This is a genomic window from Mesorhizobium sp. M8A.F.Ca.ET.181.01.1.1, from assembly GCF_004792025.1.
Taxonomy (GTDB): Bacteria; Pseudomonadota; Alphaproteobacteria; order Rhizobiales; family Rhizobiaceae; genus Mesorhizobium.
This window is the reverse complement of the sequence record NZ_SRTV01000005.1, coordinates 442,085-463,248: the sequence shown is the minus strand read 5'-3', so window position 1 is coordinate 463,248 and position 21,164 is coordinate 442,085. Positions and strand designations below refer to the sequence as shown.

At 64.0% G+C, this 21,164-nt stretch carries 23 protein-coding genes; 13 read left to right on the top strand and 10 right to left on the bottom strand.

Features of this window, described 5'->3' with window-relative positions; all coding sequences use genetic code 11:
• The first annotated feature begins 36 nt into the window (after positions 1-36).
• Positions 37-948 carry an RNA polymerase sigma factor RpoH gene (rpoH, locus tag EN824_RS20795; protein ID WP_015315375.1) on the top strand — a complete coding sequence of 304 codons (912 nt, stop codon included), beginning with the start codon at positions 37-39 and terminating at the stop codon, positions 946-948.
• A gap of 260 nt (positions 949-1,208) precedes the next feature.
• Here the strand turns inward: rpoH and EN824_RS20790 are convergent, their stop codons facing one another.
• The 4 genes from EN824_RS20790 to EN824_RS20775 all read right to left on the bottom strand — a co-directional run bounded on the left by EN824_RS20790 (position 1,209) and on the right by EN824_RS20775 (position 3,750).
• Complete coding sequence (locus tag EN824_RS20790; RefSeq protein WP_127277836.1) at positions 1,209-2,081, bottom strand: MBL fold metallo-hydrolase; 873 nt, start codon at positions 2,079-2,081, stop codon at positions 1,209-1,211.
• Between the two features lie 145 nt (positions 2,082-2,226).
• Positions 2,227-2,886, bottom strand: coding sequence for a peroxiredoxin (locus tag EN824_RS20785; RefSeq protein ID WP_015315373.1), 660 nt, complete (start codon positions 2,884-2,886; stop codon positions 2,227-2,229).
• A 214-nt stretch (positions 2,887-3,100) separates the two neighbouring features.
• Positions 3,101-3,466 (bottom strand): cell division protein ZapA, encoded by a 366-nt coding sequence (locus EN824_RS20780; RefSeq protein ID WP_127277837.1) that lies wholly within the window; start codon positions 3,464-3,466, stop codon positions 3,101-3,103.
• A gap of 11 nt (positions 3,467-3,477) precedes the next feature.
• Positions 3,478-3,750 carry a DUF4164 domain-containing protein gene (locus EN824_RS20775; protein ID WP_015315371.1) on the bottom strand — a complete coding sequence of 91 codons (273 nt, stop codon included), beginning with the start codon at positions 3,748-3,750 and terminating at the stop codon, positions 3,478-3,480.
• 262 nt (positions 3,751-4,012) lie between these two features.
• Here EN824_RS20775 and tkt point away from each other — a divergent pair, with 262 nt between their 5' ends.
• From tkt to EN824_RS20740, 7 genes are all read left to right on the top strand, one after another.
• Positions 4,013-6,004: a transketolase gene (tkt, locus tag EN824_RS20770; RefSeq protein ID WP_127277838.1), complete on the top strand. Its 1,992-nt coding sequence runs from the start codon at positions 4,013-4,015 to the stop codon at positions 6,002-6,004.
• A gap of 205 nt (positions 6,005-6,209) precedes the next feature.
• On the top strand, positions 6,210-7,220 hold the full coding sequence (gene gap / locus EN824_RS20765) for a type I glyceraldehyde-3-phosphate dehydrogenase (protein ID WP_127277839.1): 1,011 nt from the start codon (positions 6,210-6,212) through the stop codon (positions 7,218-7,220).
• 185 nt (positions 7,221-7,405) lie between these two features.
• On the top strand, positions 7,406-9,286 hold the full coding sequence (locus EN824_RS20760; RefSeq protein ID WP_127278666.1) for a potassium/proton antiporter: 1,881 nt from the start codon (positions 7,406-7,408) through the stop codon (positions 9,284-9,286).
• 159 nt (positions 9,287-9,445) lie between these two features.
• On the top strand, positions 9,446-10,642 hold the full coding sequence (locus EN824_RS20755) for a phosphoglycerate kinase (protein ID WP_135882137.1): 1,197 nt from the start codon (positions 9,446-9,448) through the stop codon (positions 10,640-10,642).
• A gap of 148 nt (positions 10,643-10,790) precedes the next feature.
• Positions 10,791-11,816, top strand: a complete 1,026-nt coding sequence (locus EN824_RS20750) for a class I fructose-bisphosphate aldolase (protein ID WP_127278668.1) — start codon at positions 10,791-10,793, stop codon at positions 11,814-11,816.
• Between the two features lie 178 nt (positions 11,817-11,994).
• Complete coding sequence (locus EN824_RS20745) at positions 11,995-12,732, top strand: thioredoxin family protein (RefSeq protein ID WP_127278669.1); 738 nt, start codon at positions 11,995-11,997, stop codon at positions 12,730-12,732.
• Between the two features lie 137 nt (positions 12,733-12,869).
• Positions 12,870-13,583, top strand: a complete 714-nt coding sequence (locus tag EN824_RS20740) for an SGNH/GDSL hydrolase family protein (RefSeq protein ID WP_127278670.1) — start codon at positions 12,870-12,872, stop codon at positions 13,581-13,583.
• A gap of 27 nt (positions 13,584-13,610) precedes the next feature.
• Here the strand turns inward: EN824_RS20740 and EN824_RS20735 are convergent, their stop codons facing one another.
• Entirely contained in the window at positions 13,611-13,772 is a 162-nt protein-coding gene (locus EN824_RS20735) for a hypothetical protein (protein WP_015315363.1), read from the bottom strand.
• A gap of 117 nt (positions 13,773-13,889) precedes the next feature.
• On the bottom strand, positions 13,890-14,843 hold the full coding sequence (locus tag EN824_RS20730) for a ring-cleaving dioxygenase (protein ID WP_127278671.1): 954 nt from the start codon (positions 14,841-14,843) through the stop codon (positions 13,890-13,892).
• Positions 14,844-15,106: 263 nt separating this feature from the next.
• On the opposite strand from EN824_RS20730, the gene EN824_RS20725 reads away from it, so the two are divergent.
• From EN824_RS20725 to EN824_RS20710, 4 genes are all read left to right on the top strand, one after another.
• Positions 15,107-15,274 (top strand): hypothetical protein, encoded by a 168-nt coding sequence (locus EN824_RS20725; RefSeq protein ID WP_015315361.1) that lies wholly within the window; start codon positions 15,107-15,109, stop codon positions 15,272-15,274.
• An 81-nt stretch (positions 15,275-15,355) separates the two neighbouring features.
• On the top strand, positions 15,356-15,946 hold the full coding sequence (locus EN824_RS20720) for a DJ-1/PfpI family protein (protein ID WP_127278672.1): 591 nt from the start codon (positions 15,356-15,358) through the stop codon (positions 15,944-15,946).
• A 65-nt stretch (positions 15,947-16,011) separates the two neighbouring features.
• Positions 16,012-16,419, top strand: a complete 408-nt coding sequence (locus tag EN824_RS20715) for a hypothetical protein (RefSeq protein ID WP_127278673.1) — start codon at positions 16,012-16,014, stop codon at positions 16,417-16,419.
• Positions 16,420-16,491: 72 nt separating this feature from the next.
• Entirely contained in the window at positions 16,492-17,211 is a 720-nt protein-coding gene (locus EN824_RS20710) for a YafY family protein (RefSeq protein WP_013529238.1), read from the top strand.
• Between the two features lie 64 nt (positions 17,212-17,275).
• Here EN824_RS20710 and EN824_RS20705 read toward each other — a convergent pair whose 3' ends face one another.
• The 4 genes from EN824_RS20705 to EN824_RS20690 all read right to left on the bottom strand — a co-directional run bounded on the left by EN824_RS20705 (position 17,276) and on the right by EN824_RS20690 (position 20,793).
• Positions 17,276-17,971 (bottom strand): DUF1013 domain-containing protein, encoded by a 696-nt coding sequence (locus EN824_RS20705; protein ID WP_127278222.1) that lies wholly within the window; start codon positions 17,969-17,971, stop codon positions 17,276-17,278.
• 145 nt (positions 17,972-18,116) lie between these two features.
• The gene (locus EN824_RS20700) at positions 18,117-19,199 is read right to left on the bottom strand and encodes a helix-turn-helix transcriptional regulator (protein WP_127278221.1); all 1,083 of its coding nucleotides are present in this window, start codon (positions 19,197-19,199) and stop codon (positions 18,117-18,119) included.
• A gap of 262 nt (positions 19,200-19,461) precedes the next feature.
• Positions 19,462-19,602: a DUF1127 domain-containing protein gene (locus tag EN824_RS20695; protein ID WP_064987068.1), complete on the bottom strand. Its 141-nt coding sequence runs from the start codon at positions 19,600-19,602 to the stop codon at positions 19,462-19,464.
• Positions 19,603-19,782: 180 nt separating this feature from the next.
• Positions 19,783-20,793 carry an NAD(P)H-quinone oxidoreductase gene (locus EN824_RS20690; protein WP_127278220.1) on the bottom strand — a complete coding sequence of 337 codons (1,011 nt, stop codon included), beginning with the start codon at positions 20,791-20,793 and terminating at the stop codon, positions 19,783-19,785.
• A gap of 121 nt (positions 20,794-20,914) precedes the next feature.
• Between EN824_RS20690 and EN824_RS20685 the strand changes: the two genes are divergently transcribed.
• Positions 20,915-21,109 (top strand): DUF1192 domain-containing protein, encoded by a 195-nt coding sequence (locus EN824_RS20685; RefSeq protein WP_027141877.1) that lies wholly within the window; start codon positions 20,915-20,917, stop codon positions 21,107-21,109.
• The last annotated feature ends 55 nt before the right edge of the window (positions 21,110-21,164 follow it).

Here is a 21,164-nt window from a genome sequence, read left to right as displayed (position 1 = left end):
TCGGGGGCATCACTCCAATAGAGAGGGGGCGCTATCATGGCCCAGTCATTACCCAGTATCGTTTCCGGCGAAGGCGGCCTCAGCCGCTATCTGGAAGAAATCCGCCGCTTTCCCATGCTGCAGCCGCAGGAAGAGTACATGCTCGCGAAGCGTTACGCCGAGCATGAAGACACCACGGCCGCGCACAAGCTCGTCACCAGCCATTTGCGGCTCGTCGCCAAGATCGCCATGGGCTATCGCGGCTACGGTCTGCCGATCGGCGAGGTGATCTCGGAAGGCAATGTCGGCCTGATGCAGGCCGTCAAGAAATTCGAACCCGAGCGTGGTTTCCGTCTCGCCACCTACGCCATGTGGTGGATCAAGGCCTCGATCCAGGAGTACATCCTGCGCTCGTGGAGCCTCGTCAAGATGGGCACGACCGCCAACCAGAAGCGTCTGTTCTTCAATCTCCGCAAGGTGAAGGGCAAGATCCAGGCGCTGGACGACGGCGACCTCAAGCCCGACCAGATCGCCGAGATCGCTACGAGGCTGAACGTTTCCGAGGCCGAAGTGGTGTCGATGAACCGCCGCCTGTCCGGCGACGCGTCCCTCAACGCGCCGATCCGGGCGACGGAAGGCGAGTCCGGCGAATGGCAGGACTGGCTGGTCGACGACCACGAAAGCCAGGAAGAGATGCTGATCGAGCAGGACGAGCTGGAAAACCGGCGCGGCATGCTGTCGGGCGCTCTGGCCGTGCTCAACGATCGCGAGCGGCGCATCTTCGAGGCGCGTCGCCTCGCCGAGGAGCCGCTCACTCTGGAAGAACTGTCGGCCGAGTTCGATATCAGCCGCGAGCGCGTTCGCCAGATCGAGGTGCGCGCCTTCGAGAAGGTGCAGGATGCCGTCAAGGCCGCCGCCAAGCGCCAGATGCAGGCGCTGCGTACCATCGAGGCACAGCCGGCGGCTTAAAGCCGGGATCAGCCAGGAATATCAAGGCGGCGTCAGGAAACTGGCGCCGCTTTTTTGTTTGGCGAAGCCGACGACACAGCCCTTTCTCCCCGTCACTCTACGGGGAGAAATGTCCGGCAGGACAATGAGGGGCGGCACCGAGATTGCGCGATTGCCACCGGCGCAGCAACTGCCAAACATCATCGCCAAACGTCGGCGCCGCCCCTCATCCGGCTGCCGCCACCTTCTCCCGTATACTAACGGGGAGAAGGGACCGACCCTCACAACCCGTCCAGTGGAAATTTGAGGTACCGCCGGCCATTGGCTTCCGGTTCCGGCAGCCGGCCGCCATTCATGTTGACCTGCAGCGCATGCAGGATCAGCCGCGGCATCGGCAATGTGCGGTCGCGCGCCTCGCGTAGCGCCACGAACTCGGCCTCGGTGCGCGCGGCGACAAGATGGGTGTTGGTGGATTTCTGTATCGCCACGGTGCTTTCCCACAAGGGCTCGCGGCCACCGGGCTGATAGTCATGGCCGACGAAGACACGCGTCTCGTCGGGCAACGCCAGGATGTCCTGGATCGAGCGCCAGAGCCGTGCGGCGCTGCCGCCGGGGAAATCCGCCCTCGCCGTGCCGCTGTCGGGCATGAACATCGTGTCATGCACGAAGGCCGCATCCCCCACCACATAGGTGATCGACGCCAGCGTATGTCCTGGCGAGAACAGCACCTTGACCGGAAGGGTTCCGATCCGGAACGTCTCGCCCTCGGCGAACAACCTGTCCCACTGCGTGCCGTCGGCGCGAAAATCGGGCCAGTTGTAGATGACCTTCCACAGGGCCTGGACGTCGACGATCCTGTCGCCGATCGCCATCGGCGCTCCGGTCTTCTGTTTGAGGTAATGCGCCGCCGAGATATGGTCGGCGTGCGGGTGGGTGTCGAGGATCCATTCGAGCTCCAGCCCGTTCTCCCCGACGAAACCGAGCAGGGCATCCGCGCTCCTCGTACCGGTTGCGCCGGATCTCTCGTCGAAATCCAGGATCGGATCGATGATGGCACATCGCTTCGTCGCCGGGTCTGTGACGACATACTGAATGGCCCCGGTCGGCTTGTCATAGAAGCCGCTGACCAAAGGCCTGGCCAAAGCTACATCCACGTCCGGCTCCCTCACCCCACGGCCGGCAGGAACGATTTTCTCCACCGGAACCCATTGCGGGCATGGTTGTCCGCTCCCGCGGGCCAGTCAAGCATGACTTGGCTCGCAGAAGCGGAAAACCAAAAACGGTTGCGACGCTTTGGCTTCAGGCGGAAGGCTGTTTGGTCTTCCTGAGATAAGGCAGGATGGTCTCGTAGGCGCCGAAGCGCTTGATCGCATCCTCGTTGGAAACGGCGGCGGTGATGATGACGTCCTCGCCCTGCTTCCAGTTCGCCGGCGTCGCCACCTGGTGCTTGGCTGTGAGCTGCATGGAATCGACCGCGCGCAGGATCTCGTCGAAGTTGCGCCCTGTCGTCATCGGATAGGTCAGCACCAGCTTGATCTTCTTGTCCGGTCCAATGACGTAGACCGAGCGCACGGTGGCGTTGTCGGCGGGCGTGCGGCCTTCCGAGGTCTCGCCGGCGCCGCCTGGCAGCATGTCATAGAGCTTGGCGACCTTGAGGTCCTTGTCGCCGATCAGCGGATAGTGCACCGAATGGCCGGTGGCCGTCTTGATGTCGTCCTGCCATTTGCCGTGGCTTTCGACAGGGTCGACCGAAATGCCGATGATCTTGACGTTGCGCTTCTTGAACTCGCCCTCGAGACCCGCCATCGTGCCAAGCTCGGTCGTGCAGACCGGCGTGAAATTCTTCGGATGGCTGAACAGGATCGCCCAGCCGTCGCCGATCCAATCATGGAATTTGATGGCTCCCTGCGTGGTTTCTGCGGTGAAGTCCGGCGCGATGTCGTTGATACGAAGACTCATGACCTATCCCTACCCCTTGTGAAATGTAGCCGGTATTCTTTTCGCCGGCCGGTGCCGGCGCTCGATCGTAGCACCGCAGCGTGACTGATTAAACGCTGGAGATGACGGCTATTCAGCCGGCGGGCAAAAATTTTTCCGTGTCCGCGGATCGGGCGCGAAAAATAAGGCGCGACATCGGGCATGAGACAAACGCCAGGGATCGGCGAGGCGCGCCTCAGGCCTTGGTGATCGCCAGCGACGTCGCCAGATCTTCCATCCGCTGCGCCAGGGCGCCAAGCGCGCTGGTCAGCACGCTGTCACTCTTGTCGGCCTTGGTCAGCGCCTCGTCGCGCGTCTTGCGCAAGGTCAGCACTTCGCTCTCCATGCCCTTGACGCGCTTCTGCAGTTCGGAAAGCTCGTCCATCACCATGATGCCGGCCATCACGGTCAGCCGCTGGTCGCCGATCTCGCCAAAGGAATCCTTCAGATGCGAGACGTAACGATCGAAGCGTTCGGCAAGATCGATCAGATGCTCTTCCTGGCCCTCGTCGCAGGCCATGCGGTACTGCTTGCCGTCGATTGAAACCGTGACCTGTGCCATCGGGCCAGCTCCTATCTGTCCAACACGGCGCGGATGGTTTCCATCGCGGTCACCAGCCGTCGCGAGACTTCCTTGTTGGCGTCTTCCAGCCGTTCGGCGCGCGCTTCGGAATTGTCGAGCTCCTGCGCCAGCCGGGAGCGATCGGCATTCATCCGCTGCACTTCGGCCTCGGCTTCCGAATAGTCTCGTTCATGCTCGAGCTTGGCCGCGACGGCATTTTCCAGCCCCTCGATGGCCTTGCTCAGCCTGGCGATTACTTCCTTGAGCGTGGTTTCCCCGGTCATGGCCTTCGTCCTGTGCCCTGCCCATCACCGAATCGTTCGCGTTCAGAACGCGTTATGTCAGAAACATTAGGCACCGGGTGAAGGCAACGTCAACAAAGCTCTCGCGACTGTCCCCCGCTAACGCTAATGTAGGCCCGCCGACGGCATCACAAGACCGGCAAATCTGCACCCGATTTGTTGACTAAAAGCCCGCGCCTGCTATGTGTCGCGCACCCTTTTCAAGGGCTCTCCCAAGCCCTCAAACCCCCACCTCGGAGGAACCATGACGTCGCGTGAACAACATGACCGGATGGCCAATGCGATCCGTTTTCTCTCCATGGACGCCGTCGAGAAGGCGAATTCGGGCCATCCCGGCCTGCCCATGGGTTGCGCCGACATCGCCACGGTGCTGTTCACGCGCTTCCTGAAATACGACCCCAAGGCCCCGCACTGGGCCGACCGTGACCGCTTCATCCTGTCGGCCGGCCATGGCTCGATGCTGCTCTACTCGTTGCTGCATCTGACAGGCTACGAAGACATGACCATCGACCAGATCAAGCACTTCCGCCAGTTGGGTTCGAAAACGGCGGGCCATCCCGAATACGGCCACGCGACCGGCATCGAGACCACGACCGGCCCGCTCGGCCAGGGCCTCGCCAACTCGGTCGGCTTCGCGCTCGGCGAGCGCATCATGAACGCCGCCTTCGGCAATGACCTCGTCGACCACTACACCTATGTGCTGGCCGGCGACGGCTGCCTGATGGAAGGTGTGTCCCAGGAAGCCATCGCGCTTGCCGGTCACCTCAAGCTCAACAAGCTGATCGTCTTCTGGGACAACAACAACATCTCGATCGATGGCCCGGTATCGCTCGCCGACAACACCGACCAGGTCGCCCGCTTCCAGGCCTCCGGCTGGAACGCCAGCCATATCGACGGCACCGATCCGGAAGCGATCGCCTATGCCATCGAAGCTGCCCGCCATTCCGACAAGCCGACGATGATCGCCTGCAAGACGACCATCGGCTTCGGCGCCCCGACCAAGGCCGGCACCAACAAGGCGCACGGTTCACCGCTCGGCGCCGACGAGATCGCGGGCGCGCGCAAGTTCTTCAACTGGGACTCGCCGCCCTTCGAGATTCCGGCCGACATCCTCGACGCCTGGCGCACCGCCGGCAAGGCCGGCGCCAAGCCGCGCACCGACTGGGAAGGCCGCCTGGCCAAGACCGATCCGAAGCTGAAGGCCGAGTTCGAGCGCCGCCTCGCCGGCAAGCTGCCAGGCAATTTCGACGCCGTCATCGCCGACTACAAGAAGAAGCTCTCGGCCGACAAGCCGAAGGTCGCCACCCGCAAATCGTCGGAAATGGCGCTCGAAGTGATCAATGGCGCGGTGCCGGAGACCATCGGCGGCTCGGCGGATCTGACCGGCTCCAACAACACCAAGACCAGCCAGACCAAGAACATCACGCCGGACGACTACGGCCAGCGCTATGTCCACTACGGCATCCGCGAGCATGGCATGGCTGCCGCGATCAACGGCTTGACGCTGCATGGCGGTCTCATCGCCTATGGCGGCACCTTCATGTGCTTCTCCGACTATGCCCGCCCCTCGATGCGGCTTGCCTCGCTTATGGGCATTCGCTCGATCTTCGTCATGACCCATGATTCCATTGGTCTGGGCGAAGACGGCCCGACCCACCAGCCGGTCGAGCACCTGGCGGCCCTGCGCGCCATCCCGAACCACAATGTGTTCCGTCCGGCCGACGCCGTGGAAACCGCCGAATGCTGGCAGATCGCGCTCGAATCCGAAAAGACGCCGTCGACCCTGGCGCTGACCCGGCAGAACCTGCCGACCGTGCGCACCGAGTTCACCGAAAAGAACCTGAGCAGCCAGGGCGCCTATGAACTCGCCGCCGCCAGCGGTGAAGCCGCGGTGACGATCTTCGCCTCCGGCTCCGAGGTTGAGATCGCGCTCGGCGCCCGCGACCTTCTGGAAAAGCATGGCCACCCGACCCGCGTCGTCTCGGTGCCTTGCTTCGAACTGTTCGACAAGCAGAGCGACGCCTATCGCAAGAAGACGATCGGCGACGCGCCGATCAAGATGGCGATCGAGGCCGGCATCCGCCAGGGCTGGGACCATCTCATCGGCTCCGATGGCATCTTCATCGGCATGACCGGCTTCGGCGCCTCCGGCACCATCGAGCAGCTCTATCCGCATTTCGGCATCACCGCCGATGCGGCCGCCAAGGCCGCTGAAGCCCGCCTTCACGGCAATTGAGGCCCGGGCAGGTCGCCCAAAATTGCATCGCGGCGTTGGGAACGACATGCACCAAACAAAATCCGGCGAGATCGCGTGAAAAGCGGTTTCGCCGAACTGGCCTAACCTAATCGATTTAAATCTGGCCCGCTGCGGCTGGATTCTTCGCCCGTCCGCCGCTATGAAGCTGCGGACCAATCGCCTTCCAGCTCCCAGGGAGAGAACAATGACCGTCAGAGTTGCCATCAACGGATTTGGCCGCATCGGCCGCAACATCCTGCGCGCCATCCATGAGTCCGGCCGCAAGGACATCGAGGTCGTCGCCGTCAATGATCTCGGCCCGGTCGAGACCAATGCCCACCTGCTGCGCTTTGACAGCGTGCACGGCCGCTTCCCCCATGAAGTGTCGGTCGACGGCGACCAGATCACCGTCGGCAAGGAGAAGTTCAAGGTCACGGCGATCAAGGACCCGACACAGTTGCCGTGGAAGGAACTCGGCGTCGACATTGCGCTCGAATGCACCGGCATCTTCACCGCCCGCGACAAGGCCGCCGCGCACCTGACCGCCGGCGCCAAGCGCGTGCTGGTCTCGGCTCCCGCCGACGGCGCCGACCTCACCGTCGTCTACGGCATCAACCACGACAAGCTGACCAAGGACCACATCGTCATCTCGAACGCGTCCTGCACCACCAACTGCCTGGCGCCGCTTGCGGCCGTCCTGCACGAGACGGTCGGCATCGAAAAGGGCATGATGACGACGATCCATTCCTACACGGGCGACCAGCCGACGCTGGACACCATGCACAAGGATCTCTACCGCGCCCGCGCCGCCGCCCTGTCGCAGATCCCGACCTCGACCGGTGCCGCCAAGGCGATCGGCCTCGTGCTGCCCGATCTCAAGGGCAAGCTCGACGGGATCTCGATCCGCGTGCCGACGCCGAATGTCTCGGTCGTCGACTTCAAGTTCATCGCCAAGCGCGCGACCACGGTCCAGGAAATCAACGAAGCGGTCATCGCCGCCTCCAACGGCAAGCTGAAGGGCATCCTCGGCGTTACCCATCACCCGAACGTGTCGATCGACTTCAACCACGATCCGCGCTCCTCGATCATGGCGCTCGACCAGACCAAGGTGATGGACGGCAACTTCGTTTCGGTGCTGTCGTGGTACGACAATGAATGGGGCTTCTCCAACCGCATGGGCGACACCGCCGTGGCTTTCGGCAAGACCATCGCCTGATCGAAGATCCGCTTTCCGACACTCGAAACGCCCGGCTTCGTCCGGGCGTTTTCGTTTGCCGGAGCAGCAACGCGAAAATCGGCGGCGCGGGGCAAAAAACCACCCTCCCGCCTTGCACTGGTCACGCCTTCGCCCCACTCTCCCGTAAAGCCAGCAAGCAGAGGAATTCGAGGGGCAAATCACGGATGGAGCATGCGATCTATCTCGTTACGCTGGTCGGCACGGCGCTTGTTGTCGCCGCCGCGTTTTCGAGCCTGATCGCCTTCCGCTTCGGCGCCCCCCTCCTGCTCCTGTTTCTGTGCATCGGGCTCGCCACCGGAACCGACGGCCTCGGCATCCAGTTCGACAACGCCCGTATCGCCTATTTTGCCGGCTCACTGGCGCTCGCCGTCATTCTGTTCGATTCCGGTTTCGGCACGCCGCTCAACGCATTGCGGCAGGCGGCAGGACCGGCCCTGTCGCTGGCGACCTTCGGCGTGCTTCTCACCACCGGCCTGTTCGGCGCCGCCGCCTACTATCTGCTCGATCTCAGCTGGCTGGAATCCTTCCTGCTCGGTGCCGCCGTCGCCTCGACCGACGCGGCGGCGGTGTTCTTCCTGCTGCGCGCCGGCGAGATCAATCTGCGCGAGCGCGTGCGCTCCACGCTCGAGGTGGAATCGGGCACCAACGATCCGATCGCCATCTTCCTGACCATCACGCTGGTCGAGATCATCGCCGCCCACGCCAATCCCGAAGCCAATGTCCTGGTCACCAACCTGATCCTCGGCTTCCTCGTCAACATGGGCCTCGGCGCCATCGTCGGCGTGCTTGGCGGCCTCGCCATCGTACGCCTGGTCGATCGGCTCAACCTCGACCATGGCCTGCTGCCGATCTTCGTGCTGACCCTGTCGCTGATGGTCTTCGCGGCCGCCGGCGCGATTGGCGGCTCGGGCTTCCTGGCGGTCTATATCGCCGGGCTCATCGCAGGCAATTCCGACATCCGCGCCGTCACCATCCTGAAGCGCTTCCAGGACGGCATGTCGTGGCTGGCGCAGATCATCATGTTTCTCATCCTCGGCCTGTTCGCCACGCCTTCGCAATTTCCGGCGATCATGGTGCCTGCGATAGCGCTTGGCCTGTTCCTGATGTTCATTGCCAGACCTGTCGCCGTGTGGCTCTGCCTGATCCCATTCCGCCTGCCGCGTCCCGAAGTCGCCTTCGTCTCCTGGGTCGGCCTGCGCGGCGCCGTCTCGATCCTGCTCGCCATCACACCGCTGCTCGGCGGGCTGGAGAACGGCCGCAGCATCTTCAACGCCGCCTTCATCATCGTTCTGGTGTCGCTGGTCATCCAGGGCTGGACGGTCGGCCCGCTGGCGCGTCGCCTCGGTCTGATCGTGCCGGCGCGGCTCGGACCGCTGGACAAGGTCGAACTGGAACTGCCTGGCTCCGCGCATCACGAGCTCCTTGCCTATCGCGTGGCGCCGGGCAGCCCGGTGGCGCGCGGCGAGCGCATCCCGCGCTGGGCCCGGCCCTCGCTGGTGCTGCGTGACGGCCGTTCGATGCGTTTCCAGGACATGGGCCGGCTCGCCGCCGGCGATCAGGTCTACATCTTCGTGCCCGACCGCTATCCGCGCCTGCTCGACAAGCTGTTTGCCAGCCGCGCCGTGGTCGACCCGGAGGATGCCGATTTCTTCGGTGCCTTCGCCGTCGATCCGGCGCGTTCCGCAGCCGAACTGGAAGCCGCCTATGCGCCCGGTCTCACCGAGGCCGAGCAGAAACAGACCGTCGGCGCGCTGGTCACGGCGCGGCTCGGCGGCCATGCCGAATATGCCGACCGCGTGCTGCTCGGCCCGATCGAACTGATCGTCAGGGATGTCGACGACAAGGGCAGGATCACGGGTCTGGGCCTCTCCTTCGAGCCGACCGCGCCGGTTGCGCGCGTGCCGGTCTTCCTCAGCGCCGGCGAGATGGGCGACCGTCTGAGCGCCTTTATCCGCAACTGGCGCAAGCCGGCCGAGGCGCAGGTGGCGGCACAAGCGGATGACACCCCTGAGCCGCCGGTCGAGAAGGCATCGGTCGAACGCTGACTCGGGCGACCGTTTGCACCGCCCCCACATACGCCGGAGTGGTGTTCACGGACTATGTCCGCGCCGGTCTCAAAATTTCGCATCCGACCTCGGCCTAAGCCTTGCATCGCCGCCGATGCGGGGTATGGTCCCGGCGATTTTCAGACGAAAGGGACCGGCATGGCTGCCTTCAAGACACTGGACGACATCGGCAACATAAGCGGCAAGCGCGTGCTGGTGCGCGTCGACCTCAACGTTCCCGTCGCCGACGGCAAGGTCACCGACGCCACCCGCATCGAGCGCATCGCGCCGACCATCGCCGAATTGTCCGGCAAGGGTGCCAAGGTCATCCTGCTCGCCCATTTCGGCCGGCCCAAGGATGGCCCCTCGGCCGAATTCTCGCTGGAGCCGATCGCCAGGGCCACCGCGCAGGTGCTCGGCCGCCCCGTCGGCTTCGCCTCCGATTGCGTCGGCGACACGGCGGGCAGCGCTGTCGCCGCCATGGACAAGGGCGACGTGCTGCTGCTCGAAAACACCCGCTTCTACAAGGCCGAGGAGAAGAACGATCCCGCCTTTGCCGAACGGCTCGCCGCCAATGGCGACATCTTCGTCAACGACGCCTTTTCGGCGGCCCACCGGGCGCACGCCTCGACGGAAGGGCTGGCGCGCCTGCTGCCATCCTTTGCCGGCCGCACCATGCAGGCCGAACTTGAGGCGCTGGAGAAGGGCTTGGGCAATCCGGTGCGTCCGGTCGTCGCCATCGTCGGTGGCGCCAAGGTCTCGACCAAGATCGACCTGTTGATGAACCTGGTGAAGAAGGTCGACGCGCTGGTTATCGGGGGCGGCATGGCCAACACCTTCCTCGCCGCGCGCGGCACCGATGTCGGCAAGTCGCTTTGCGAGCATGACCTGGCCCCGACCGCCAAGCAGATCATGATCGAGGCCGCCGAAGCCGGCTGCGCCATCATCCTGCCGGTCGACGGTGTCGTCGCCAAGGAATTCAAGGCGGGCGCCGCCTGCGAGACCGTCGCCATCTCCGACGTGCCAGCCGATGGAATGATCCTCGACGTCGGCGCCAAGACCGTGACGACGATCGGAGAGTGGATCGACCGCGCCGCGACGCTGGTGTGGAACGGCCCGCTCGGCGCCTTTGAGATCGAGCCGTTCGATTACGCCACGGTGGCGGCGGCCAAGCATGCGGCCGCGCGCACAAAGGCCGGCAAGCTGGTTTCGGTCGCCGGCGGCGGCGATACGGTGGCGGCGCTCAACCATGCCGGTGTCGCCGACGACTTCACCTATGTCTCGACCGCCGGCGGCGCCTTCCTGGAGTGGATGGAAGGCAAGCCGTTGCCCGGCGTCGACGTGCTGAAGCGCTGAAGCGTTCGGCGGCTCCCCGGCAATTCGATCAACTCGAAGGGAGCCGGCGGCGGCGCCGGCGACTTTCAATCGATTCGAGCTTTCCGGCGTCATTCCTTTGGCGGTAGTGTTCTGCTAGGCGCAGATCAACCGGTTCAGGAGAAGCATGATGAGCGAACGTCTCGAAGACATTGCCGCCGCGATCGTGGCCAACGGCAAGGGCCTCTTGGCCGCCGATGAAAGCTCCGGCACCATCAAGAAGCGCTTCGACGTCATCGGCGTCGAATCGACCGCCGACAGCCGCCGCGACTACCGCGAGATGATGTTCCGCTCCAGGGACGCGATGACCAAGTACATTTCCGGCGTCATCCTCTATGACGAGACCATCCGCCAGAAGGCCGCCGACGGCACGCCTCTGGTCGACATCATCAAGGCATCAGGCGCCATTCCCGGCATCAAGGTCGATGCCGGCGCCAAGCCGCTGGCCGGCTTTCCCGGCGACACCGTCACCGAAGGCCTCGACGGCCTGCGCGAACGGCTTGCCGACTATTACAAGCTCGGCGCCCGCTTCGCCAAATGGCGTGCGGTGATCGACATCGACACCGCCAGGGGCGTCCCCTCGGCCACCTCGATCGGCGCGAACACCCATGCGCTCGCCCGCTATGCCGCCCTTTGCCAGGAAGCCGGCATCGTGCCGATCGTCGAGCCTGAAGTGCTGATGGACGGCGCCCACGACATCGGCACCTGTTACGAGGTTTCCAAGGCGACGCTGACAAGGCTCTACGACGAACTCCACGCGGCCCGCGTCGTGCTTGAAGGCACGATCCTGAAGCCGAACATGGTCCTGTCGGGCAAGAAGTCGGGCATCGTGGACAGTCCCGAGCAAGTCGCCGAAAAGACCATAAAGCTGTTCCGCGAGACGGTGCCGGCGGCGGTACCGGGCATCGCCTTCCTCTCCGGCGGCCAGGAGGACGAGGAGGCGACCGCCAACCTCAACGCCATCAACGCCATCGGTCCGCACCCGTGGAAGCTGACCTTCTCCTACGGCCGCGCGCTGCAGGCGGCGCCGCAGAAGGCCTGGAGCGGCAAGGCGTCCAACATCGCCGCCGGCCAGGCCGCCTTCACCCACCGCGCCCATATGAACCATCTGGCCGCACTCGGCAAATGGAAGGCGAGCCTGGAACAGGCTGCCTGAAGACCCCCTGCTATCCCTTCCCTTCAAACCCGGGCCGACGTGCCCGGGTTTTTTGTTTTGGCGCGCCGGCCTTGGGGCCAGGCATTCGCATTCTTATTTCCTCTGGGCATTCCTGGCAGCGGCGATGTCGGCTCGCGCCCATCCCGTACGTCCTTGGGGTGCAGACAGGGAGAAGTTCATGCATCGCAACAAGGTCGTTTCGCGCGAAGACTGGTTCGAGGCCCACAAGGCACATCTAAACCGCGAGAAGGAACTGACGCGGTTACGCGAACGCGTTGCGGCCGAGCGGCGGCAGCTACCCTGGCTGAAGGTGCGGAAGGATTATGTCTTCGAGACGGAACACGGACCAAAGAAACTGGCCGATCTCTTCGCCGGCCGCAGCCAGCTGATCGTCTACCACTTCGTGTTCGCGCCGGGCTCGACGCATCACTGCGAGAGCTGTGCCTTCGTCGCCGATCACATCGACGGCGCCAACCAGCATCTCAGGCATCATGACGTGTCGCTTGTCGTGATCGCGCGCGCGCCGCTCGCCGAGCTGCTGCCTTACAAGCAGCGCATGGGATGGAAATTCGACTGGGTGTCCTCCTATGCCTCGGATTTCAACTTCGACATGCAGGTCTCCTTCACCGACAGGCAGATCGCCTCCGGCGAAGCCGTCTATAATTTCGAGACACCGGTATCGACGTCGAAGGACCTGCCTGGCACCACTGTCTTCTACAGGGAGGAAGCCGGTGACATCTTCCTGACCTTCATGTCGCGCGCCCGTGGCAGCGAGCAGTTCATCGGCGCCTATCAATATCTCGACATGGCGCCGAAAGGCCGTGGCGAGACCGGCCCCTATGGCACTTCGATGGACTGGGTGCGGTTGCACGACGACTATGGAAACAGGTCGCGGCAGGACGACGCTTGCCCCTAGGGCAATTTCAGAAAAAGCGTGAAACGGTTTCCCGTCCGGAATTGCGCCAAAACAAAGGGCATGGGTCGATGAGGCGGGATCCGTTCACGCCGATCAAAACATGCGCTAAGGCTGCCTCGTCATTTCACGGTATTGCCATGCGTTTCCCGACCATCCTCACCTGGCTCGCCTTCCCGGTCTATGTCTGGCAGGGGTTGGGCGTGCGCCGCCGCACCTCGCGCATGCTGCCGGCGCAAGGCCCGGTCATGCACGAGATCTCGGGCCAGGCCCCGGTGATGTCGCTGCTGGTCCTGGGCGATTCCTCCGCCGCGTCGGTCGGCATCGGCAATTCCGAAAACGGCCTTGCCGCGCAGCTCGCCGTGCTGATTGCGCAGCGCACGGGCAGCGCTGTGCGCTGGCGTGCCGCCGGCTTCAATTCGGCGACATCTGGCCAGATCCGCGACCATGTCCTGCCCAATTTGTCGGCCGATCCGTGGACGCATATCATGCTCGCCATCGGCACCAACGACACCAAGAATTTTCATTCCGTGCCGCGCTTCAAGAAGGAGTTCGGCGGCCTGCTCTACGCGCTGCGCGCCAAATGGCCGGAGGCGCGCGTGGTATGGTCGCCGGTGCTGGAGTTCACGCGCGCGCCGGCCATGCCGTCGCTGCTCGGCAAGATCCTCGAGGTCCGCGCCACCGCGATGAACCGGATGGGCGAACGCCTCTGCCTGGAACGCGGCGCGGTGCCAGCGCCGCGCCTGCCGATCACCAACCCTGAAGCCGGTTTTGCCTCCGACGGGTTCCATGCCTCGGAGGCCGGCTACCGGGCCTGGGCGGAACATCTCGTCGGCCCTGTGCTTGGCGACTGAATATCTATGGCCAGGCGGCGCGACAGCTTAGGTCAAATGCCCGAGCACGGCCGCCAGCGAAATCGCCGCCATGGCAAGAAGCGCCAATTTCCAGAAATCGCCGCGTCGCCTGAGCCCGGGCCAACCGAGCGGCTTGATGAGCTGGATCACCATGAACCCGACGATGACAAGGGCGAGGAGTTTCGTCATGCCGCCTTTGACCAGCAACGCCGTCACCTGTCAAAGCGGTTTCGCTCGGTCTCCGGGAAAGAAAGACGCCGCGATCCAGAACCGGAACGCGGCGCCCGCACCTAACCGCGCAACGATCTACTTCAGCGGCTTGAGGCCAGCCTCGATCGAAGCGCGTTTTGCCTCCAGGAACGGCGGCAGGGCAAGGCTTTCGCCGAGCGTTTCCAGCGGCTCGTCGGCGGTGAACCCCGGCCCGTCGGTGGCGATCTCGAACAGGATGCCGTTCGACTCACGGAAATAGAGCGAGCGGAAGTAGTAACGCTCGACCTCGCCGCTCGACGGCAGACGGAATTCGGCAAGACGCGCCGTCCATTGATGGAGCGTCTCCTGGTCGGGCGCCCTGAAGGCGACGTGGTGAACCGCACCGGCGCCTTGCCTTGCGGGCGCCAGCCCGGGCTGCACGGCGACATGAAGCTCCGCCGCCGGCCCGCCCGCGCCCATTTCGAAGACGCGGACCTGGCCCTCGCCGTCCGGCGAGGCATAGTCGCGTACCTTGCGCATGTTCATCACCCTGGTCAGCACCGCCTCGGTGTTGGTGATATCGGGAACACTGATGACGATTGGCCCGAGCCCGCGGATCTGATGTCCGGCCGGCACCGTGCTTTGCGCCCAGGGATGGCTGCCGCCCTTTCCGTCATCGCTGACGAGCCGCAGGCGCTGGCCTTCGGGGTCTTCGAAATCCAGCGACTTGTAGCCACCGATATCAGCGATCTCTCCTGTCACGATACCTTCGCTGGCAAGGTGCTGCTTCCACCAGGCAAGGCTCTCCTGGCTGCCGACCCTGAGGCTGGTCCGCGCGATGCTGTGCGTGCCACGCCGTTCGCGGCCGACCGGCCAGTCGAAGAAGGTCAGGTCCGTACCCGGTGTTGCCTCGCCGTCGGCATAAAAGAGATGGTAAGCCGAGGTATCGTCCTGGTTCACCGTTTTCTTGACGAGCCGCAGGCCCAGCACCTTTGTGTAAAAGTGCAGATTGCCGGGCGCATTGGCGGTGATGGCGGTCAGATGGTGAATTCCTGTCAGTTGCATGCTCATGGTCGTCTCCCTGTTTTTGGGGAAGAATTTTCTCCTTTCATATCAGAACTCCGGTCGTCCCGCTTAAGGCCGCCTGTCCCGACAGTTTGTCGCCAGGCGATGAACAATACGGCCAGATTGGCTGATCTTGGTGAACGACCCGCACCCGCAGGACCTGCCATGACGAGAACGGAACTGTCGCGATACGACCTGCCATCCTCCTGACAGACTGCTGTCAGGAGGGGTATGCGATACTGCCTCCAGTTAGAGAGAGGAGATTGGTCATGAACGGTTTTACCATTCTGCGTGGCATGCAGCACTATGTCGGCAAGATCCGCACGATGCGCAACGAGATCCGCACGCAGCGGTTCATGAACGCGCTGCCCGCCGACATTCGCAAGGATATCGGCTGGCCCGACATGTATGCCGAGCGTCGCCATCACGGCAATTGAGCAGAATTTTCAAGCCAGCGGTTGGAGGCTGACACGTCAGCACCCAGATATCAGGTCCGGCGCGAGGGATGGAGCGAGCTCATGCCCGAGAACAAGACAATCGGCTTCCTTTTCATCGAGGGCTTTGCCGACTGGGAATATGGGTTGCTGGCGGCCTCGGCGGTCGAGTGGTTCGGCGCTCGCGCCGTGTCGCTGACGCCGGGAGGCAAGCCGGTGACCGGAATCAGCGGTTTTCGCCTGACACCGGACCGTTCGGCGGACGCCGATGACAATATCGATCTCGATGCCGTGGCCGTCATCGGTTCCGACCAGTGGGCGGGCAAGGCGCCGCCGGATGCTTCCGAACTGCTGACGGCCGTCGCGGCGCGCGGCGGTGTCGTTGGCGGCATTTGCGCCGGGACGCTGGCGCTGGCCCGAGCCGGCATGTTCGAGAAGGCCAGGCATACCAGCAATGGCCGTGACTGGATCAACCGCCACGAAGCCGGCTATGCCGGCGACGGCAATTATCAGGACGTGCCGCACGCCGTGGCCGACGGCAGGATCGTCTCCGCGCCGGGCTCGGCGCCCGGCACCTTCGCTCTCGCCTTTCTGCGGACGCTCTATCCCGAAAAAGGCAGCGATCTCGCGCAGATGCGGACGCTGTTCGCCAAGGAGTATGCTGAAGCCTCCTGACAGTATGCTGTCAGGAGGCGCGTGCGATGGTGACTGATGCGCATGGCCGGCCGAGAGGACGATCGATGAAAAGCTGGAACGACAGGCTGAACACGCCTGGCATCAACGGCGTGAAACCAACGCCGCGCACGATGGGAGACGTCGTCGAGGGCCAGCCCATGCTGGTGCCAACCGCGCGCCAGGTCCATGATTTCATCCGCTCGATTCCTGAAGGTGTCGAGATGGACGTTCGCGCGTTGCGCACCGCGCTCGCCATTGAGCACGGCGCCGAAGTGACATGCCCGGTCACCATAGGCTATCATCTGCGCACGGTCGCCGAGGCAGCTAAGGAGGATTTCGAGCGCGGCATGACGCTCCGCGACATCGCTCCCTTCTGGCGCGTGCTTGATTCGAGGACGCCGACAACGAGGAAACTGTCCTTCGGCGCGGAATTCGTTGCCGCGCAGCGTAAGCGCGAAGGGCTGAAACCGTAATGCATGTCATGTGGAAGTGGACCCGGTCCGGGAGCCACGGCATGCATGGGAAAGACACTGGGGAAGCAAACGATGCGCCGCGCCGACAGGCTCTTTCAGATCGTGCAGCATCTGCGTGGCGGCCGCCTGGTCACCGCACAGAAGCTCGGCACATGGCTCGAGGTTTCCGAGCGAACCATCTATCGCGACATAGCCGACCTGCAGTCGACTGGGGTGCCGATCGACGGCGAGGCTGGCGTTGGCTACATGATGAGGGAGGGTTTCGACCTTCCGCCGCTGATGTTCACGCGTGACGAGATCGTGGCGCTGGTTGCCGGCGCCCGCATGGTGCGCGCCTTTGGCGGCGCTGCCATGGCGCGCGCCGCCGACGAGGCGCTGGTCAAGATCGGTGCCGTACTGCCCGATGCCGAAAAGGATCGCATCGCCCGCACCGAGATCCACACGCCGATGTGGGTGGTCAGCGACGCCGCCCGCGAGGCGATCGACCTGATCGAGCGCGCGGTCGAAAAACGCCAGGTGCTGACCATCGACTACTCGGACGAAGCCGGTCGCGGTACCGCGCGCGATATCAGGCCGCTCGGCCTATGGTTCTGGGGCAAGGTTTGGACGCTGGTCGCCTGGTGCGAGATGCGTGATGATTTTCGCGCTTTCCGCATCGACCGCATCGCCTCGGTGGTCATCGCCGGCCGCATCTTCAAGCCGGAACGCGGCAAGCAGCTCGCCGATTTCTACCGGGCGGTGGAGCGCAGCGAGGACTATGGCATGGCGCCCGACCGCGCGGCGCGAAGCTGAGATTTGCCCGACCGCACAAAAAAGCCCGCTCGAAGCGGGCTTTTTTGTCGAATTGGCGAAAAGCCTATTCCTCGTCGTCCTTATCGGTGTCCTTCGACTTCAGCGCTGACAGCTTGGCGAAGACGGCGTTGGCGTCGAGCTCCGCGTCCTCGTCCTTCGGCTTCTCCGGCGCCGGCACCAGCCGCTCGGTCAATGCCGCCGGCAACAGCGTGTCGCCGACCGGCTGCGCCTGTTCGCGGCCACGCGAGGCGCGGTTGACCTCCATGTCGAGGTCGATCTGCGAGGCGAGACCCAGCGTCACCGGGTCCATTGGCTGCAGATTGGCCGAGTTCCAGTGCTTGCGTTCGCGGATCTGCTCGATCGTCGACTTGGTGGTGCCGACAAGGCGCGAAATCTGCGCGTCCTTGAGTTCGGGATGGTTGCGCACCAGCCACAGAATGGCGTTCGGCCGATCCTGGCGCTTCGACAGCGGCGTGTAGCGCGGACCCTTGCGCTTGGATTCCGGCACCCGCACCTTGGGGTCGGAAAGTTTCAGGCGCTGGTTCGGGTCCTTCTCGGCGCGCGCGATCTCGTCGCGGGTCAGCTGGCCGGTCATGATCGGATCCATGCCCTTGATGCCTTGCGCCGATTCGCCGTCGGCGATCGCCTTGACCTCGAGCGGATGCAGCCCGCAGAACTGCGCGATCTGCTCGAAGGAAAGCGCGGTGTTGTCGACCAGCCAGACGGCGGTCGCCTTGGGCATCAGCAGCGTATTGGCCATCGCAAAAATCCTTCTCGTTCGCCCGCGTTCCCGCGCGGGCGGTGGTTTAGAGCCACCAAAATGGGAAATTCGGGGCCTGTATAGCCGTTCCCTGCCCGCTTCGCAATGTTTTTGGAAAAGCCCGCAGAAAACCGCGAACCGGCGGTTACCGGAACGGCTCCGTGCCCTTGAGCAGAGCGACAAGCTGGCTCTGTTGGCGTGTTCCTGTCTTGGCGAATATCCGTTCGAGGTAGGTTCGCCCGGTCTTCACGGTGATGTTGGCACTTGCCGCCGCCTCCGCCAGTGTTCGCCCTTGCGAAAGTGCCGAGGCCAGGCGCGCCTCGGCTGGCGTCAGGTCGAACAGTCCGGCAAGCAGCGTTGGCGATGGCACCATGGAACTGGCGTTCACCGCCGTCGCCGCGACCAGGATGTCGGCGCCCGAGAATATCTCGTGGGCGGAACGGCGCAGCGGCAGGACATGAAGGATCAGTGGCGACCTGTCGGCGGCGGCCGAAACCGGGATGGACCGGACCGAGGGTTCGGCGGCCCCGCGTGCGGCGACGACGGCCTGCTGAAACAGGCGATTGGCATCCGCATCGACGATTGCCATGCCGCCAAAGGCGACCGGCAGGAAGATCGAGCCCATGCTCTCGAACAGCAGATTGGCGGCGAGCACATGCCCCCTCGATGAGAGGATGGCCGCCGGCAGCCCCATGGCCGTCATGGCGGCAACGGTTCCCTTGGCCCGCTCCAGGCCAAGCCGCGCGGCGATCAAGCTGGCGCGCGCCATGGCCGGCCGCAAACCGTCGAGAATGTCGAAGCTGCCGGCGTCGTAGCGGCCCTCGCCAAGCCTTCGCTGGAAGACGAAGATGGCCAGTTCGCCGCTCGGCATCGGGATGGCGGTGCAGGTATGCGCGCCAATCCCAAGCGCGCGCAGGCGGACCCGGATGGGATCGTTCTCGATTTCCTCGGCTGTCAGGAAACTCTCGACATCGACGAAACTGGCCGGCTGCACCGCGCACATGCGCGAGACCGCCGTGGAGAACTGCAGCGTATCGCCCAGGAGGAATTCATTCAGCAAGTCCTGCAGCAGCGGGACCGTCCTTCCGCGCACCGGCTGCTCATCGGCAAACAGGAACACGGCGCCGCCCACTGAGGCGGAGGCTCTATTTATGCCATCCAGCACCTCCGGCCACAGGTCCGGAACGAAAGCAGCCTCGTAGATCTTGTCGGTAAGATCATCCAACATGGGCGTGGAAGCCTTCGTCGATGCCTGCCCTGCCAGCCACGCGCTCACGCGGCAACCGGTCCCCATCCGTCAAGATGCCATGCTGAAAACAGAGGTCAAGCCGCCTGGTGCTTGACACGGGTGACGGCGGCTCACGCCGACTGGCACCCCAAAAGACAAAACCCGCCGGACAGGGTCCAGCGGGTTCGGAACCGGCGACGAACAAGGCGTCTGCGTCGGCTCTACATTGCGACCCTGCCTTCCGGCGAGGTCGCGCTTGCAATCAGATCGCCTGACGGGCGATCCTTTCGATGTCGGCGCGGTTGATGCCGAGGTCGCTGAGCTGACGTGCGTTGAGGCGGTTCAATTCGCGAACGGTCTCGTTGTACATGCGCCAGTTACGGAAAGCGCGGATCGGGTTCATGGTAGTCCTCCTGAATTGGGTTCGTTTCGATGATGCTCAAATAGTGATCATCGATGAGGACTTGAACGGCTGATTTTGCATAGCAATGATGCAAATGCTGCATTGCACCATTAAGATTCTGTTCATCTTGCAGGCAAGGCGGGCGCCCGGGGACGGTGTCGAGATTTAGGGGATACGGGCCTAGCCTACGTCGAGCACGATCTTGCCGATATGATCCCCTTCCTCCATCCGCTCATGCGCGCGCCAGGCATCGGTGAGCGGGTAGATCATGTCCATGACCGGCGCCACCTTGCGCGTGCCCAGCAGCGGCCACACCTGCGCCTCCAACGCGGCCGCGATCGCTGCCTTGAATTCCACGGTGCGGGGCCTCAGCGTCGAACCCGTATGGGTCAGCCGCTTGACCATGATCTTGGAAAAGTCGGCGCTCGCCACAGCACCTGCCTGGACGGCGATCTGCACGATGCGGCCCTCGATCGCGGCGGCCTCGTAGTTGCGCTGGACATAGTCGCCGCCGACCATGTCGAGGATGACGTTGGCGCCTCGGCCTTCGGTCGCCTCCTTGACCGCGGCGACGAAATCCTGCTCGCGGTAATTGATCGCGCGGTCGGCGCCAATCTTCAGGCACGCGTCGCATTTCTCCTTCGATCCAGCGGTGGTGATGACATAGGCGCCGAAGGCCGAGGCGAGTTGGATCGCCGTGGTGCCGATGCCGGACGAGCCGCCATGGACGAGCAGCGTCTCACCCTTCTTCAGTCCGCCGCGCTCGAAGACATTGTGCCAGACGGTGAAGTAGTTCTCCGGCACCGCCGCCGCTTCGGTATGGGTGAAGCCCGCCGGCAGCGGCAAAACGCTGCCTGCGTGAACCCTTACATATTCGGCGTAGGCGCCGCCGGGCGTGAGTGCGCAGACCCGGTCGCCGATGCGCCAGCGCGATATCTCGTCGCCAAGGGCCGCCACCTCACCCGATGCTTCGAGGCCGGGGAGGTCCGATGCGCCGGGGGGTGGCGGATAGGCACCCTTGCGTTGCTGGACGTCGGGCCGGTTGACGCCTGCGGCATGGACCTTGATCAGGATTTCTCCGGGGCCGGGCAGCGGCACGTCGCGCGTTTCCGGCTTCAGCACCCGGGGACCGCCCGGCTCCGAAATCGCGATCGCCGTCATCCGTGCCGGAATTTTCTGTCCGCTCGCCATGAAGTTTCCCGTCTTTCCTAGCCGGCTTTTACCGGCTGTTTGCATCGATGCCCCTGCCCTATGTATGCTGATTGCCAAATCAGGCAAATGGCCAATCTGGTCTGGCGTAGGAGGAGCGACGATGGCGATCTTCGACGACGAACCCAAGAAGAAGGCACGCCCGCACGAGATCGGGCAAGACCTGTCGCTGCTTTCCGTCGGTGAACTGTCCGAGCGCATCGGCATCCTGCGCGACGAGATCGCCCGGCTGGAGGCCGAACTCAAGACCAAGGACAACACCAAGTCGGCGGCCGAGGCGCTGTTCCGCCGCGGATAATTCGCTGAGGTAACCGTTCGCCGCCGAAAAGCCCGAATGCGACTGTCTTCAAACC

Coding starts and splice junctions, on each gene's coding strand:
- EN824_RS20730 (WP_127278671.1), bottom strand. CDS start 14,843: ATGAGCATGCAACTGACAGGAATTCACCATCTGACCGCCATCACCGCC.
- EN824_RS20775 (WP_015315371.1), bottom strand. CDS start 3,750: ATGACCGGGGAAACCACGCTCAAGGAAGTAATCGCCAGGCTGAGCAAG.
- EN824_RS20710 (WP_013529238.1), top strand. CDS start 16,492: ATGCGCCGCGCCGACAGGCTCTTTCAGATCGTGCAGCATCTGCGTGGC.
- EN824_RS20780 (WP_127277837.1), bottom strand. CDS start 3,466: ATGGCACAGGTCACGGTTTCAATCGACGGCAAGCAGTACCGCATGGCC.
- EN824_RS20685 (WP_027141877.1), top strand. CDS start 20,915: ATGGCGATCTTCGACGACGAACCCAAGAAGAAGGCACGCCCGCACGAG.
- EN824_RS20705 (WP_127278222.1), bottom strand. CDS start 17,971: ATGGCCAATACGCTGCTGATGCCCAAGGCGACCGCCGTCTGGCTGGTC.
- EN824_RS20785 (WP_015315373.1), bottom strand. CDS start 2,886: ATGAGTCTTCGTATCAACGACATCGCGCCGGACTTCACCGCAGAAACC.
- EN824_RS20690 (WP_127278220.1), bottom strand. CDS start 20,793: ATGGCGAGCGGACAGAAAATTCCGGCACGGATGACGGCGATCGCGATT.
- EN824_RS20695 (WP_064987068.1), bottom strand. CDS start 19,602: ATGAACCCGATCCGCGCTTTCCGTAACTGGCGCATGTACAACGAGACC.
- EN824_RS20760 (WP_127278666.1), top strand. CDS start 7,406: ATGGAGCATGCGATCTATCTCGTTACGCTGGTCGGCACGGCGCTTGTT.
- tkt (WP_127277838.1), top strand. CDS start 4,013: ATGACGTCGCGTGAACAACATGACCGGATGGCCAATGCGATCCGTTTT.
- EN824_RS20700 (WP_127278221.1), bottom strand. CDS start 19,199: ATGTTGGATGATCTTACCGACAAGATCTACGAGGCTGCTTTCGTTCCG.
- EN824_RS20740 (WP_127278670.1), top strand. CDS start 12,870: ATGCGTTTCCCGACCATCCTCACCTGGCTCGCCTTCCCGGTCTATGTC.
- rpoH (WP_015315375.1), top strand. CDS start 37: ATGGCCCAGTCATTACCCAGTATCGTTTCCGGCGAAGGCGGCCTCAGC.
- EN824_RS20715 (WP_127278673.1), top strand. CDS start 16,012: ATGAAAAGCTGGAACGACAGGCTGAACACGCCTGGCATCAACGGCGTG.
- EN824_RS20735 (WP_015315363.1), bottom strand. CDS start 13,772: ATGACGAAACTCCTCGCCCTTGTCATCGTCGGGTTCATGGTGATCCAG.
- EN824_RS20725 (WP_015315361.1), top strand. CDS start 15,107: ATGAACGGTTTTACCATTCTGCGTGGCATGCAGCACTATGTCGGCAAG.
- EN824_RS20745 (WP_127278669.1), top strand. CDS start 11,995: ATGCATCGCAACAAGGTCGTTTCGCGCGAAGACTGGTTCGAGGCCCAC.
- EN824_RS20720 (WP_127278672.1), top strand. CDS start 15,356: ATGCCCGAGAACAAGACAATCGGCTTCCTTTTCATCGAGGGCTTTGCC.
- EN824_RS20755 (WP_135882137.1), top strand. CDS start 9,446: ATGGCTGCCTTCAAGACACTGGACGACATCGGCAACATAAGCGGCAAG.
- gap (WP_127277839.1), top strand. CDS start 6,210: ATGACCGTCAGAGTTGCCATCAACGGATTTGGCCGCATCGGCCGCAAC.
- EN824_RS20750 (WP_127278668.1), top strand. CDS start 10,791: ATGAGCGAACGTCTCGAAGACATTGCCGCCGCGATCGTGGCCAACGGC.